General features: G+C 58.4%; 13 protein-coding genes and 2 tRNA genes. 10 read left to right on the forward strand and 5 right to left on the reverse strand.

Features of this window, described 5'->3' with window-relative positions:
• The first annotated feature begins 85 nt into the window (after positions 1-85).
• Positions 86-1,213: a hypothetical protein gene (locus ATY75_RS07835; protein WP_088937089.1), complete on the forward strand. Its 1,128-nt coding sequence runs from the start codon at positions 86-88 to the stop codon at positions 1,211-1,213.
• 15 nt (positions 1,214-1,228) lie between these two features.
• On the opposite strand, the gene ATY75_RS07840 is transcribed toward ATY75_RS07835, so the two are convergent.
• The 4 genes from ATY75_RS07840 to ATY75_RS07855 form a co-directional block, all read right to left on the reverse strand.
• Positions 1,229-1,477: a hypothetical protein gene (locus ATY75_RS07840; protein WP_088937149.1), complete on the reverse strand. Its 249-nt coding sequence runs from the start codon at positions 1,475-1,477 to the stop codon at positions 1,229-1,231.
• A gap of 255 nt (positions 1,478-1,732) precedes the next feature.
• A complete protein-coding gene (locus ATY75_RS07845) occupies positions 1,733-2,077 on the reverse strand; it encodes a hypothetical protein (protein WP_143535274.1) in 345 nt (114 codons plus the stop codon).
• A gap of 95 nt (positions 2,078-2,172) precedes the next feature.
• Positions 2,173-2,913, reverse strand: a complete 741-nt coding sequence (locus ATY75_RS07850; RefSeq protein ID WP_143535275.1) for a hypothetical protein — start codon at positions 2,911-2,913, stop codon at positions 2,173-2,175.
• Between the two features lie 173 nt (positions 2,914-3,086).
• Positions 3,087-3,161, reverse strand: a tRNA-Asn gene (locus ATY75_RS07855).
• A 117-nt stretch (positions 3,162-3,278) separates the two neighbouring features.
• Here ATY75_RS07855 and ATY75_RS07860 point away from each other — a divergent pair.
• Both ATY75_RS07860 and ATY75_RS07865 read left to right on the forward strand, forming a co-directional pair.
• Positions 3,279-3,596, forward strand: a complete 318-nt coding sequence (locus ATY75_RS07860; protein ID WP_064838214.1) for a hypothetical protein — start codon at positions 3,279-3,281, stop codon at positions 3,594-3,596.
• A gap of 101 nt (positions 3,597-3,697) precedes the next feature.
• A complete protein-coding gene (locus ATY75_RS07865; RefSeq protein WP_088937092.1) occupies positions 3,698-4,036 on the forward strand; it encodes a hypothetical protein in 339 nt (112 codons plus the stop codon).
• On the opposite strand, the gene ATY75_RS07870 is transcribed toward ATY75_RS07865, so the two are convergent.
• A complete protein-coding gene (locus ATY75_RS07870; protein WP_088937093.1) occupies positions 4,033-4,368 on the reverse strand; it encodes a KTSC domain-containing protein in 336 nt (111 codons plus the stop codon). The genes ATY75_RS07865 and ATY75_RS07870 overlap by 4 nt on opposite strands.
• Positions 4,369-4,625: 257 nt before the next feature.
• Between ATY75_RS07870 and ATY75_RS07875 the strand changes: the two genes are divergently transcribed.
• The 7 genes from ATY75_RS07875 (at position 4,626) to ATY75_RS07900 (ending at position 12,301) form a co-directional block, all read left to right on the forward strand.
• Positions 4,626-4,699, forward strand: a tRNA-Cys gene (locus ATY75_RS07875).
• A gap of 453 nt (positions 4,700-5,152) precedes the next feature.
• A complete protein-coding gene (locus tag ATY75_RS07880) occupies positions 5,153-5,818 on the forward strand; it encodes a protein-L-isoaspartate O-methyltransferase (RefSeq protein ID WP_171899766.1) in 666 nt (221 codons plus the stop codon).
• A gap of 14 nt (positions 5,819-5,832) precedes the next feature.
• Entirely contained in the window at positions 5,833-6,030 is a 198-nt protein-coding gene (locus ATY75_RS34540; RefSeq protein ID WP_190241328.1) for a hypothetical protein, read from the forward strand.
• A gap of 76 nt (positions 6,031-6,106) precedes the next feature.
• Positions 6,107-7,000, forward strand: coding sequence for a DUF2497 domain-containing protein (locus ATY75_RS07885; protein ID WP_088937094.1), 894 nt, complete (start codon positions 6,107-6,109; stop codon positions 6,998-7,000).
• A gap of 115 nt (positions 7,001-7,115) precedes the next feature.
• On the forward strand, positions 7,116-9,959 hold the full coding sequence (locus ATY75_RS07890) for a valine--tRNA ligase (RefSeq protein ID WP_064838219.1): 2,844 nt from the start codon (positions 7,116-7,118) through the stop codon (positions 9,957-9,959).
• 395 nt (positions 9,960-10,354) lie between these two features.
• A complete protein-coding gene (locus ATY75_RS07895) occupies positions 10,355-11,602 on the forward strand; it encodes an OmpP1/FadL family transporter (RefSeq protein ID WP_088937095.1) in 1,248 nt (415 codons plus the stop codon).
• Between the two features lie 141 nt (positions 11,603-11,743).
• On the forward strand, positions 11,744-12,301 hold the full coding sequence (locus ATY75_RS07900; protein WP_245317545.1) for a hypothetical protein: 558 nt from the start codon (positions 11,744-11,746) through the stop codon (positions 12,299-12,301).
• The last annotated feature ends 21 nt before the right edge of the window (positions 12,302-12,322 follow it).

A 12,322-nucleotide genomic window follows, 5' to 3' on the forward strand; every position in this document is an offset into this window, starting at 1 on the left:
CTGAGTGCTCCTGGCGCAGCAGGAGGAACGTCTTTATGGCGTATCACTGAGGAAGGCAGGGCAGCAATCAAGCACGCGGAAAAACATGTTAACAGACCTACCGGATCTGGCGATCAAAGAGATTGATGCGACTCTGAAACTGTTGAGCTTTCGAGCTCATGTGCTGATAGAAGAGCGCGACGACTTCTTCACGACGTTGTGTCGGAGTCTTTTCAGCAACGCTCGCACTATCATCGACGGCGTTCTGGCCGCAAGAGATCTGAGCACAAAGGTCTATATCTGTCTCGTTGTGGACGCAGATCGTCAATTTCAGGCTTGTGCAATGCAGCTCAATGCGAGCGAATATTGCATAATGATCTGGGTAGCCGCGCCACTAAACACCATGTCCATTACCTCCAGATTGCTGGCCACCCCCGCCGCGCGAGAGCTTTTTAGCTTGGATTTTCAGATATCAGATCCCCCTGGTATTTCGGCGGGTGCGGACACCTTCGCAGCATATCGAGCCCTCTCCCTACTTCCACCGGTACGGCTAGGCGGGGAGCTGGACAATTTGCGAATGCAGATCGACTATTCCGCATTCCAATGGTTGGTGCTGCACGAAATGGCACACATCCTCAATGGTCACTTGGCATTGGGCAAAGACATCAATGGGCTAACGTACATTTTGGAAGATGATCCATCATCCAATTACGATGAGAATATCACTTATCAAGCGCTGGAGTTGGATGCTGACTGCTTCGCAAACATAGTAGCTATCAGACAGGCAATAGGTCGCCCACTTGAGCTTGAGGCGATAAACACTGTCGAAGGTCGATTAAAAAGCTATGTGTTTGGAATCTTGGCCATTATCCGAAGCTTCGATGCCGAACCATTCGAGCCCACTCGAATTTTCCAATCTGACCACCCGCCTGGTGGTATCCGCATGAATTATCTTATGTCGCAGATTTCGACTATAGAATTGGATAAGCATGTGGATTTTGGCGGACTAAACGCTACAGACGTTGCTGCACGGACAGCAATTTGCGTGGAGAACGCGATATCGGAGGCTACCGGCGTGAAAGGTGGTGGAGGCAATTTTCAGAAAGCTTTCGATTTAGGATGGGAACCGTTCCATGTGCCTGTGCTTTCCCGATGGGCAAAAATCTTGCCGGAATTGAACGCTAAGAAAATAACACCGCGTGACCTGGCTCCCGCTCAGTTCGATCCCGCGTAAGACGCCTCGGCCCGCCTATTCCCGTCCGCGGCGGGCACTAAAACTGATCTCTGCCAGAGTGCCGAGCGCGATGGCGAAGACGATCACGTAAAATCCGCGATCAATAACTTCGCCGACGTTCGCGGCCCCGGGCGCGTAACGGGCCAGTGCTGCGTCATATTCTCCCAGCGTCTTCGTCGCGATTGCAATACCTGTGGTAAACCGAATCGCACCGAACACGAGCGCGAGCCAAGAAACGATCCGAGCTAAATTGGTGAAAATCATTGCGTCCCCCGACATATACAACCTGCGCATACAATTACGCTGTTGCTGGCGCAAGTGGTCAGGAGTAGCGACGCCGCTTCAACGCGGCGCCGTGGCCGGGTGTAGCCTCGCTTGATAACGGGGGCTCCCCGGTTCCCTTCGGCCCCGCCCTGGGCCGACCAGCAGGCAGCTGCAGTCGCCGCATGATGCATCTGCCCGCTCATCAACCACCAAAGCCACCACAGCGAGCCGTCGGCCTCACCAGCCGGCGGTTTTTCACTTCACGCCAAAGCTTTGAAGGTTTGCCTTCACGTATGCGAACGTCGCCTCGATCCACTCTGCTCCTGGTATTCGGCTGATATTGGCCGCAAATCCTGCGCTGACTGCTGTGATCGCGACAAAAATGATGCCCCGCGCAATAACTTTGCTCGTCTCGTCTTTCACCGCCTTGGCAAGTGCATTTCGAGTAAGCAGCGACCAAAAATTCTCGAGTGTTCGGACTAGTGACAGAGCATCCCGTTTATCTGGTTGAGCGTCTTCATTGACCCATTCTGCAACCTCCTCGAGCGCTCGAGGAACATCCTCCGAGGCGTGCGCGCTTCTTTTTAGTTGCTGGGCCAACACCAACGTGTCCGCTCTGATTTCCGCGATTGCTGCGTCATCTAAGGCGACCTGAGCGGCGCTCTCGCAAAATTGCCTCCATTCCGCGAATTGCGCTAAACTGCGGAAACTCCTTCGACCAGCGCTCGCATTTGTTCGAATTGGGGTGCCGACAACTCTTCAACGTAGGCCTTGAGCATTCGGCTGGCAGCCTGATTACATTGGCCCACTTGGACAATGTTTCTATAGGAGCTAAGTCGCTCCTTTAGGCGAGAAAAAGCCGCCTTGAGGCGAGGCGCTGCGTTGGACTGGTTTAGATCCTCAACTGCTTCCGTGGCCTGGACAATGATCTCGTCAAGAGCAGCGAGAGCCACTTCAGCTTCCTTGGCCGCTGGCCGAAACGGTTCGTTCGCAACGACGACTCGGTCGTTGTCATTATCAAATGCAAACCGAAATGCAGCCGGCTTCTGAGCGGGTAGTAAATCATGAAGACCATCAGCCGTGAGCTGGAGACCTATCAACATGCCCTGAGACAGGTTGCGCAGGTATGCCGCCTCTTCGGCCAGCACCTCGCGCGCTATAAGGCCCTGGTACTCCGATTGTGTGAATTTGAATTCTAGATCCGGCACAGAAGTGAACGCTCGAATCTCTTGTATGATTTCGCTCAAATCACCGATATCAGAAGATTTGAGGGCATCAATCTTAGAGCGGCAGCGCAGCACTCTGATCTTTAGGACTCTCAAGAGCTGAAGAATGTCATGGACTTCTGGGGACGCGATCGGCGCAAACGCGCGCTCCGTGCGGTCAACCCGCGCTTCCATGGTTTCCAACAGATTGAGTATCTTTACGCGGTCCATTGGACAGGAATATTAAAGCATTACCGCTACTTATAACAAACTCGATTGAATCCTGGGCGAGTTATCCACAGGAGCAATGCTGAAAACTGGAGTTCAAAAGCGGGGAGGGAAAGTGGGGAAGTAAGTGCCTGCTCTCGGATTTCTCAACAAAAACAGGCACTTATTTCAAAAAATGGCTCCCCGGGCCGGATTCGAACCGGCGACCTGTCGATTAACAGTCGAATGCTCTACCGCTGAGCTACCAGGGATCACTGCTTGGCGCGGTGTGAGTGGGCTAATACAAATGCTTGCCCGATTTGCCAAGCGGTTTTTTCAAAAAAATGAAATGAACTTGTATTTGGGTTGTCTGTGCCCATCTCTGGGGAATGACGAACGGGAATGAGCGCGAAGAGACGAGGGGCGGCGAAAAGCCCGGGAAGCGGGCAAGGCGCTTCGGCATCGATCATGCAAGCGGCAGGCTCATGCTCGGTTCCTTCAGCATCGGCATGCCGCGCTCCCGAATCGCGCGGATGGCGATCGGTGTCGCCCTCATTCTTTGCGGCTTCCTGGGCTTCCTGCCGATCCTGGGCTTTTGGATGCTGCCGCTTGGTTTCCTCGTGCTCTCGCACGATCTGCCTGTCGCGCGCCGGCTTCGCCGGCGGCTGGCGGTCTGGTGGCACAGGCGGGGGAAACCGGCTGGCTGAGAGAGCATCCGAAGAGAGGTCGCGGAAAAGCGACTGGATTTTCGCCTTCTTGGTTTATGGATTGTAAGATGCGAAACGCGTCAAAATGGTCAGCTGAGGACATGAAAGCGCTTTTTGTTGTCGCCCTTTCGGCGGCGACGATTCTCTCAAGCGTTCCCGCCGAGGCCCAGGCCGTCGACAGCCGGGGTTTTGACGCTCGCGGCATCTGCCGCCGTCCAGAGGGCTGTATGGTCGATCACGGCCAGGGGGGTGGTTATGACGGGCCACGCAACTATCGCAATTTCAACGGCCGGAACGAGCGTGACGGCAATAACGACCGCGACCGAAACGATCGCCGCTATCGTAATCAGAATAGAAGCGACAATTTCGACGGCCTGAGCGATCGCTTGGCCGCAAGCCCTGTCGCCGTTGAGGCGGGTGCATCGCTCAGGCGAATCTAGTTGGACCTGAGTTCGCTTTCCTCGAAAACGCCGTTGGGGCCTTGATCGAGGCTGGTCACCATCAGCAGGCTGCTGACGGCAAGGAGGAGGACGAGCTTCAGCGCGTAGGAAAGGGAGAGCTGATGCCGGCTGTCTCGTGAGACGCGGGAAGGTGCAACATAATATTTGTAGTAGAAGTGCGGATCGCTCGTTTCCAGCAGGTTCTGGTAGACGTGCGGCGGAATGTCCGCATGTTTCACTGGTCGAGAACCCGGAAATTTTACATGAAGATCACGGCTCTCGGCATCATATGCCGCATGCACGTGCTTCGCTTTGAGGGCAGCCCAATCCATTGCAGCTCCTATCACCCTCCCGGTGGCAATATGAGGCCCGCAGAACGATCGTCAAGCTGACGATTTGTTTCAAAGGCAAACATTGGCAGCAAGCGGGCTTGCTACGTGATGGAAATTCAAGCCTCCGCACATGCCGGCAGGGCACGAGAAAATGGCCTTTTCGGAAGCGGCGGATTGGCGTTTTTCCGAAATGCCCTCTTGCGATTTCCTTACGATCATTCTAAACGCTCGCCACGGCTCAGATAACGAGCTTGTGAGGCCTCGTGGCGGAGTGGTGACGCAGAGGACTGCAAATCCTTGTACCCCGGTTCAATTCCGGGCGAGGCCTCCAAAATTTCCCACATGACATAACGCGGCTGAAATGCACCCAAGCGGCGACCCCTTAGGGGTAGCCCCGCGTAGCCTGACGCTCGCCGGCATCAGATTGCCTCCATGCGGGGAACTATCTTTGAGCGTGCTTCGGCGCCCCTATCATTTCAAGGTCGTTTCGCCATCCAGCAGTCCGCAGCAGAAGATGCCGATGAGCGCTGCGAGGATGAAGAAATCGAACAGCGTCAAATATTCGAAAATCGCAGACATTGCCTGCTCCTCCTACGTTCCTCCGTTGGAGATCATAGCATGAAGGGGCAGGGGATTCCACGTTGAGTTGAAGAGGCTCGTTGCCCCTGTGGCGCGGAAGAAGCGCCTGCCGGATTCTTTTCGTCGGCCGCTGCCAAGCCTTGAAAGCATCGGTGGCGGGGATTAAGAGACGAGGGACAGGAACCGCTTTCAAGAGCGAGAGGACATGATGGATTTCGAAGCAGCGCGCGCAAAGATGGTCGACACCCAGGTTCGCACGACGGACGTTACCTCGCATTCCGTGCTGACGGCGCTCCTCACGGTGCCGCGCGAGGCATTCGTGCCGGAGAGGGCGAAGCTGCTGGCCTACATCGACAACGATGTCGAGATATCGGCCGCCGCACCCGGAAAGCCGGCCCGCTTCCTGATGGAGGCATCGCCGCTCGCCAAGCTGCTGCAGCTGGCCGCGATCACCAAGGATGATTTCGTCCTCGAAGTCGGCTGCGGCACCGGTTACACATCGGCGCTGCTGTCGATCATTGCCGGCTCGGTCATCGCGCTCGAATGCGACGAGGCGCTGGCCGCCGAGGCAAAGGCCAAGCTTGCCGACTACGCCAAGATCGAGGTGGTCACAGGGCCGCTCGAAAAGGGCTACGCTGCCGGCGCTCCCTATGATCTGATCTTCGTCAACGGCGCAGTCGAGGAGGTTCCGGCAGCGCTTCTCGGCCAATTGCGCGATGGCGGCCGTCTGATCACGGTCGAAGGCTATGGCAATGCCGCCCGCGCCAAGGTATTCGTCGCCGAGCGCGGCGCGATTTCGGAAAACGTCTTCTTCAATGCCTCCGTGAAGCCGCTGCCGGGTTTCGCCAAGGCGCGCGAATTCGTTTTCTGATCCCGTTTTCATCGATGAATTCAGCAACGGGCGCCATCGGCGCCCGTTTTTCATGGCAGCGCCTTTTGGCGCTGCAGCAGTTTAACTCTACGCATCGCCGGAAAGCCTTCACAAACATCGTTTATCCTGCCGCCGCCGCCTCGCAAACATCGGGTAACAAAACTGTGCATGGCCTCATTCATTTGATTCGCGATGATTTTTTTCACGTCTGAGGTATTCTAAGGTCGCGGTGATTCGGATGACCGCTCCACATCGTCCGGTCGTTGTTTTTGGATAACGGGGATTGAAATGGCTCAGCCAAGTGTAGCGCGTGAACCGTCCATGGAAGAAATTCTGGCCTCCATCCGCCAGATCATCGAAAGCAATGAGCCCGGCGCCGGCAAGGCGATTTCCGCATCCCTGCCGCCGGTCTACGGCGCCGACGAGGATGAGAACGGCTCCGAGATCCATCTGACGGTTGATGATACCTATGCCGGCGTGGAGTTCCCCGAACCGGCCATGCGCTCCTCCGATCCACGTTTCGTTGCCGCCAATTCGGCCGGCACCGCCCCCGAAGCCGAAGTGCCGGCCCGCGCCCTGTCGCTTGCCGATGTCGCCGCCCGCGTGCGCGCCGCCTCCGAGCGCAGCGCTGTGCAGGCCGGCCAGGCACTGCGTGAAATTCCGAGCGGCTTCCGTCAGCCCGAACCGCAGCCGGCCCCGATGCCGGAAGCGCCGCGGGCAGCAGTACCGCAGCCGCAGCCGATGCAGCCTGTTTTCCCCCCGGCTGCTGTAGCACCCGTTCCGCAGTCCATGATCGAGCAGCCGGCCAAGCCGGTATTTGTAGAAGCACCGCGGGCCGCAGTCGCCGAGCCGGCGCCCGCAGTCGCTGAGCCCTTGGCGGCCGTCGAGACGGCGCCACCGGCTTTGGAACCGGCCCAGCCTCCGGCAGCAGCTTTCCTGCCGAGCCTTATGGACGAGGTTCAGCCGACGCTGCTTTCGGAGGGCGCCGGTCTGCAGATCAGCCGCTCTTTCGAGGAGCTTGCCGCCGCCATCGACGGTGCGGAGCGCCGCTCGCTGGACGAGATCGCAGAGGATATGCTGCGCCCGATGCTGCGTGAATGGCTTGATGATAATCTGCCGACGCTGGTCGAGCGGCTGGTGCGCGAGGAGATCGAGCGCGTGGCGCGCGGCCCGCGCCGCTGATCGGATTGCTTTTTCCTGAAAAGCCGCTCCGGTCTCCGGGGCGGCTTTTTTATTGACTTGCCCGTGCCCATCCTATTTACAAACGCCACCCTCGAACCTCGAAATTGGTCAGAAAATGCTCGACAAGACCTATGATTCTGCTGCCGTCGAACCCAAAATCGCCGCGAAATGGGATGAGGAGGATGCTTTCCGCGCCGGCGCGAACGCCAAGCCCGGGGCCGAGACCTTCACCATCGTCATTCCGCCGCCGAATGTCACCGGTTCGCTGCACATGGGCCATGCGCTCAACAACACGCTGCAGGACATCATGGTGCGCTTCGAGCGCATGCGCGGCAAGGATGTGCTCTGGCAGCCGGGCATGGACCATGCCGGCATCGCCACGCAGATGGTCGTCGAGCGCAAGCTGATGGAACAGCAGCTGCCCGGCCGCCGAGACATGGGCCGCGACGCCTTCATCGACAAGGTCTGGGAATGGAAGGCTGAATCGGGCGGCCTGATCTTCAACCAGCTAAAGCGCCTGGGTGCGTCCTGCGACTGGTCGCGTGAACGCTTCACCATGGACGAGGGCCTGTCGAAGGCGGTTCTCGAAGTTTTCGTCACACTCTACAAGGAAGGCCTGATCTACAAGGACAAGCGCCTGGTCAATTGGGACCCGAAGCTCCTGACGGCCATTTCCGACCTTGAAGTCGAACAGCATGAGATCAAGGGCAATCTCTGGCATCTTCGTTATCCGCTGGAGCGGGGCGTCACCTACCAGTACCCGATTGCTTTCGACGAGGAAGGCAAACCGACCGAATGGGAAACGCGCGACTACCTGGTCGTTGCCACCACACGTCCGGAAACGATGCTGGGCGACACGGGGGTTGCCGTCAATGCGAAGGATGAACGCTACAAGAGCATTATCGGCAAACATGTCATTCTGCCGATCGTTGGCCGTCGGATTCCGATCGTCGCCGACGATTATGCCGACCCGACGGCCGGTACAGGTGCCGTCAAGATCACGCCTGCGCATGACTTCAACGACTTCGACGTCGGCAAGCGGGCTGGCCTGCGCGCGATCAACATCATGAATATCGATGGCACGATTGCCATCAAGGACAATGAGGATTTCCTCGAAGGTCTCGATAATCCGGCAGCGCTGCACGGCGCCTGGGATCGCCTGGAAGGGCAGGACCGCTTCTTTGCGCGCAAGGTCATCGTCGAGATTTTCGAAGAGGCCGGTCTCGTCGACAAGATCGAGCCGCACAAGCACATGGTTCCGCATGGCGACCGCGGCGGCGTGCCGATCGAGCCGCGGCTGACTGAGCAATGGTATGTCGATGCCAAGACGCTCGCCGAGCCGGCGATCGCCTCGGTCCGCGAAGGCCGCACCAAGATGGTGCCGAAGAGCTGGGACAAGACCTATTACGAATGGATGGAAAATATCCAGCCCTGGTGCGTCTCCCGTCAGCTCTGGTGGGGTCACCAGATTCCCGCCTGGTATGGTCCCGACGGCCAGGTCTTCGTCGAAAAGACCGAGGAAGAGGCGCTGCAGGCGGCGATCCAGCACTACCTCTCGCATGAGGGGCCGATGAAGGCTTATGTCGAGGACCTGCTCGAAAACTTCAAGCCGGGCGAAATCCTGACGCGGGACGAGGACGTGCTCGACACGTGGTTCTCCTCCGCGCTCTGGCCCTTCTCGACACTCGGCTGGCCGGACGAGACGCCGGAGCTTGCACGCTATTATCCGACCAACGTTCTCGTCACCGGCTTCGATATCATCTTCTTCTGGGTCGCCCGCATGATGATGATGGGCCTGCACTTCATGAAGGACGAGGACGGTAACCCCGTCGAGCCCTTCAATACCGTCTATGTCCACGCGCTGGTGCGCGACAAGAATGGGCAGAAGATGTCGAAGTCGAAGGGCAACGTCATCGATCCCCTGGAGCTGATCGACGAATACGGCGCCGATGCGCTGCGCTTCACCCTGGCGATCATGGCGGCGCAGGGCCGCGACGTGAAGCTCGATCCGGCCCGCATCGCCGGTTACCGCAATTTCGGCACCAAGCTCTGGAACGCCACGCGTTTCGCCGAGATGAATGGCGCCAAGAGCGACCCGCATTTCGTGCCCGAGGCGGCCGAGCTCACCATCAACCGCTGGATCCTGACGGAGCTTGCCCGCACGGAACGTGACGTAACGGAAGCGCTTGAAGCCTTCCGCTTCAACGATGCCGCCGGTGCGCTCTACCGCTTCGTCTGGAACGAGGTCTGTGACTGGTATCTCGAGCTATTGAAGCCGGTCTTCAACGGCGAGGACGAGGGCGCCAAGGCCGAGGCGCAGGCCTGCAGCGCCTATATCCTCGAAGAGATCTACAAGCTGCTGCATCCCTTCATGCCGTTCATGACCGAAGAGCTCTGGGCTCATACGGCGGGCGAGGGCAAGGAGCGCGACACGCTGGTCTGCCATGCCGAATGGCCGTCGCCCTCCTATGCCGATAACGGGGCTGCCGACGAGATCAACTGGTTGATCGACCTCGTCTCCGGCATCCGCTCGGTGCGCGCCGAAATGAACGTGCCGCCGTCGGCGACGGCCCCGCTCGTCGTCGTCAAGGCCAACAATCTGACGCGCGAAAGGCTGTTCCGCCATGACGCCGCCATCAAGCGGCTTGCGCGTGTCGAGGCGATATCGCTGGCCGACGATGCGCCGAAGGGGGCGGCTCAGATCGTCGTCGACGAGGCCACGATCTGCCTGCCGCTCGGCAATCTGATCGATCTGTCGGCCGAAAAGGCGCGGCTTGAGAAGGCGATCGGCAAGATGGAAGGCGAGATCTCGCGCATCGACGGCAAGCTCTCCAACGAGAAGTTCGTCGCCAATGCCAATCCCGACGTGGTCGAGGCCGAGCGCGAGCGCCTCGAGGAACTGAAGGGGCAGATCGCCAGCTTGAAGACCGCCCTCTCCAGGGTGAGCGAAGCCGGGTAAGCTTCATCACTCGTTTTGGTAAGTTATTTCAAGACGCGCTCACCCCACGGGCGCGTCTTCGTTTCCGGCGCGCTTGATTCGTTCGTGAAAGCGGCTGATTGCAGACGCTCGGCCTGTGGATTGTGGCTCCTCAGCCGGCCCCCGGGCGAAAACTGTCACTGTTGTCGGATTGATACAGCTTCCGCAATGTGTGGAATGAAAACCCAAAACCCCATCTGAAAATCGATAACTCTGGAATAAAATTTTATTAACCAGATTTTTTGACGTGTCCGTCAATTTCTTTACGTAAGTTGGTCAGTGTAATGCCTGGGAGTGCCGCCGTGGGGCGCGTTGCCATGTCGAGCGAACACTTACTAGAGTGACGTCACATCAATTGCTGGAGTGGGGGAGACACAATGGCATCGCGTAGGTTTTCCAAGGGCGTAACGTCGCTCGTTCTTCTTTCGTCGCTTGCATCGCCGTCCTTCGCCGGCGGCCTGGAGCGCGGCGGCTACAATATCGATCAGCTGTTCGATACGTCGCCTTTCTCATTTCAGTCGGGCGTGACCTACGTCACGCCGCAGCGCAAGCTGAAGGACGTTAGAGATACGTCGATAGCGGACGGCAATCTGAACAGCCGTCCAGACACAGCTGACGATACCTCGAATTACACCATCCCTTATATCGGCTTCAAAGCCGGCTTCGCCGATACGATCGATTGCCTCGTCGACTATTCCGAGCCCTTCGGTGGGCATACCGACCCCGGTGCGAACTGGGCTGGCGCTAACAATAACATCGAGACGGAGATCAAGACCCGCAACTATGGCGGCACCTGCTCCTATCGCTTTGATGTCGGCCCTGGGCAGCTTCGCTTCATTGGCGGCGCTTTCTATCAGGAAGTCGAAGGCTTCAAGGAGCGTCTGGTTGTAGCGCTTCCGCCCATGCTCGGCACCGGCATTGGCCGCCTCGATCTCGACGATAGCGGCTGGGGCTGGCGCGCCGGTCTGGCTTACGAGATTCCGGAATATGCGATGCGCGCGAGCCTCGTCTACAACAGCCGCGTTAAGTACGATAATCTGACCGGCACTGTTGATCTCCGTCAGGTTCCAGTTGTGCCGACATTTGGAGGCCAAGTCACGCCTGTCTTCGGCTCCGCCGAAGCGCCGGATTCGCTCGAGCTGAAGCTGCAGAGCGGTATCGCTCCGGATTGGCTCGCGTTCGGATCGGTGAAATGGACGAACTGGAGTGTGCTGCAGTCTGTGCCTTTCTGCCCGACATCGACGAAGGGCGTCGTCGCCTGCAAATCCGGCGGCGCGACCGAATTGACCTCGCTCGATCTTCTCTATCGTGACGGCTGGACCATCTCCGGCGGCGTGGGCCACAAGTTCAACGATCAGTGGTCGGGTGCGGTCAGCCTGACATGGGACCGCGGCACCAGCCAGGGCTATGGCGCCCAGACCGACAGCTGGACGGTGGGTCTCGGTGCAGCCTACACGCCGACCGAACATATCGAATGGCGCGTCGCCGGTGCCGTGGGCGTGTTGACGAGCGGTTCGTCCGGCGTTGTGACCCAGGACGGCGTCACGTTCGGAGATGATGTTTCCTATTCCTTTGGCAATGATCTGGTCGCTGCACTATCGACGAGCCTAAAGATCAAGTTCTAATTCCCCGATTTGAAGAATTGATGAGCCCGGCACTGCCGGGCTCTTCTTTATCGGCGCCCGTTAATCATACTATTTTCTGGTCCCGTTTTGTGACGATTCCGCAACACTTTTTTACGACGATTGGCGTAAGGTGGCGGCGGGGTGAATTTGTCCATTTCCCGCCACAAAGAGAGCGCAGCGATATTTGCGGACGAGGAGATGGGCAGGCTTACGGTGCGTGTAAATAGTAGCATGGGTCGATTTTTTTCCGACAACACCAGATCGCGCGATACGATTGGCGGCAATCGTTCGATTTCGGTCGTTTCGCTTTCCGCACAAGGCTGTACCGGCCGCCGATCCGGCCTCGCGGCGGCGCCGTCGGGCCATTCGTTGTTGTCGTTTTCGGTTCACTCGGATGAACAGCCCGGCCTTGCTGGAGATGTCGATACCGGTTTCGTCACATTTGCCGTTTACGAATATGGTGAAGGCGGGAAGGCGGATGCAGCACCTGCCAAGAGAGTGCCACGGAGATTGCAGGCGAGCCATGCCGGGAGCCGGGTGGTTCTGAATGATGCGCAGAGAATTCGGCCTTCGAGAGAAGGCCAGTGGGCTGGATGCGACGCGGGCAAAGGAGCCATGGAGCTCGCCGCGGGATCGCTCGCCTCGACGAAATACATCCGCGGAATGCACGGCGCGAGCGCCGCTGCCTCCTGCCTGTGATGAGCGAAAGAAATCGGTTGA

The organism is Rhizobium sp. N122, assembly GCF_002211295.1.
In the GTDB taxonomy this organism is placed as follows: domain Bacteria; phylum Pseudomonadota; class Alphaproteobacteria; order Rhizobiales; family Rhizobiaceae; genus Rhizobium.

What these genes read in the sequence shown, in the direction of transcription:
- ATY75_RS07835 (WP_088937089.1), top strand. Translation starts at nt 86, where the DNA reads ATGTTAACAGACCTACCGGATCTGGCGATCAAAGAGATTGATGCGACT.
- ATY75_RS07840 (WP_088937149.1), bottom strand. Translation starts at nt 1,477, where the DNA reads ATGATTTTCACCAATTTAGCTCGGATCGTTTCTTGGCTCGCGCTCGTG.
- ATY75_RS07850 (WP_143535275.1), bottom strand. Translation starts at nt 2,913, where the DNA reads ATGGACCGCGTAAAGATACTCAATCTGTTGGAAACCATGGAAGCGCGG.
- ATY75_RS07860 (WP_064838214.1), top strand. Translation starts at nt 3,279, where the DNA reads ATGACGAACGGGAATGAGCGCGAAGAGACGAGGGGCGGCGAAAAGCCC.
- ATY75_RS07865 (WP_088937092.1), top strand. Translation starts at nt 3,698, where the DNA reads ATGAAAGCGCTTTTTGTTGTCGCCCTTTCGGCGGCGACGATTCTCTCA.
- ATY75_RS07870 (WP_088937093.1), bottom strand. Translation starts at nt 4,368, where the DNA reads ATGGATTGGGCTGCCCTCAAAGCGAAGCACGTGCATGCGGCATATGAT.
- ATY75_RS07880 (WP_171899766.1), top strand. Translation starts at nt 5,153, where the DNA reads ATGATGGATTTCGAAGCAGCGCGCGCAAAGATGGTCGACACCCAGGTT.
- ATY75_RS34540 (WP_190241328.1), top strand. Translation starts at nt 5,833, where the DNA reads ATGAATTCAGCAACGGGCGCCATCGGCGCCCGTTTTTCATGGCAGCGC.
- ATY75_RS07885 (WP_088937094.1), top strand. Translation starts at nt 6,107, where the DNA reads ATGGCTCAGCCAAGTGTAGCGCGTGAACCGTCCATGGAAGAAATTCTG.
- ATY75_RS07890 (WP_064838219.1), top strand. Translation starts at nt 7,116, where the DNA reads ATGCTCGACAAGACCTATGATTCTGCTGCCGTCGAACCCAAAATCGCC.
- ATY75_RS07895 (WP_088937095.1), top strand. Translation starts at nt 10,355, where the DNA reads ATGGCATCGCGTAGGTTTTCCAAGGGCGTAACGTCGCTCGTTCTTCTT.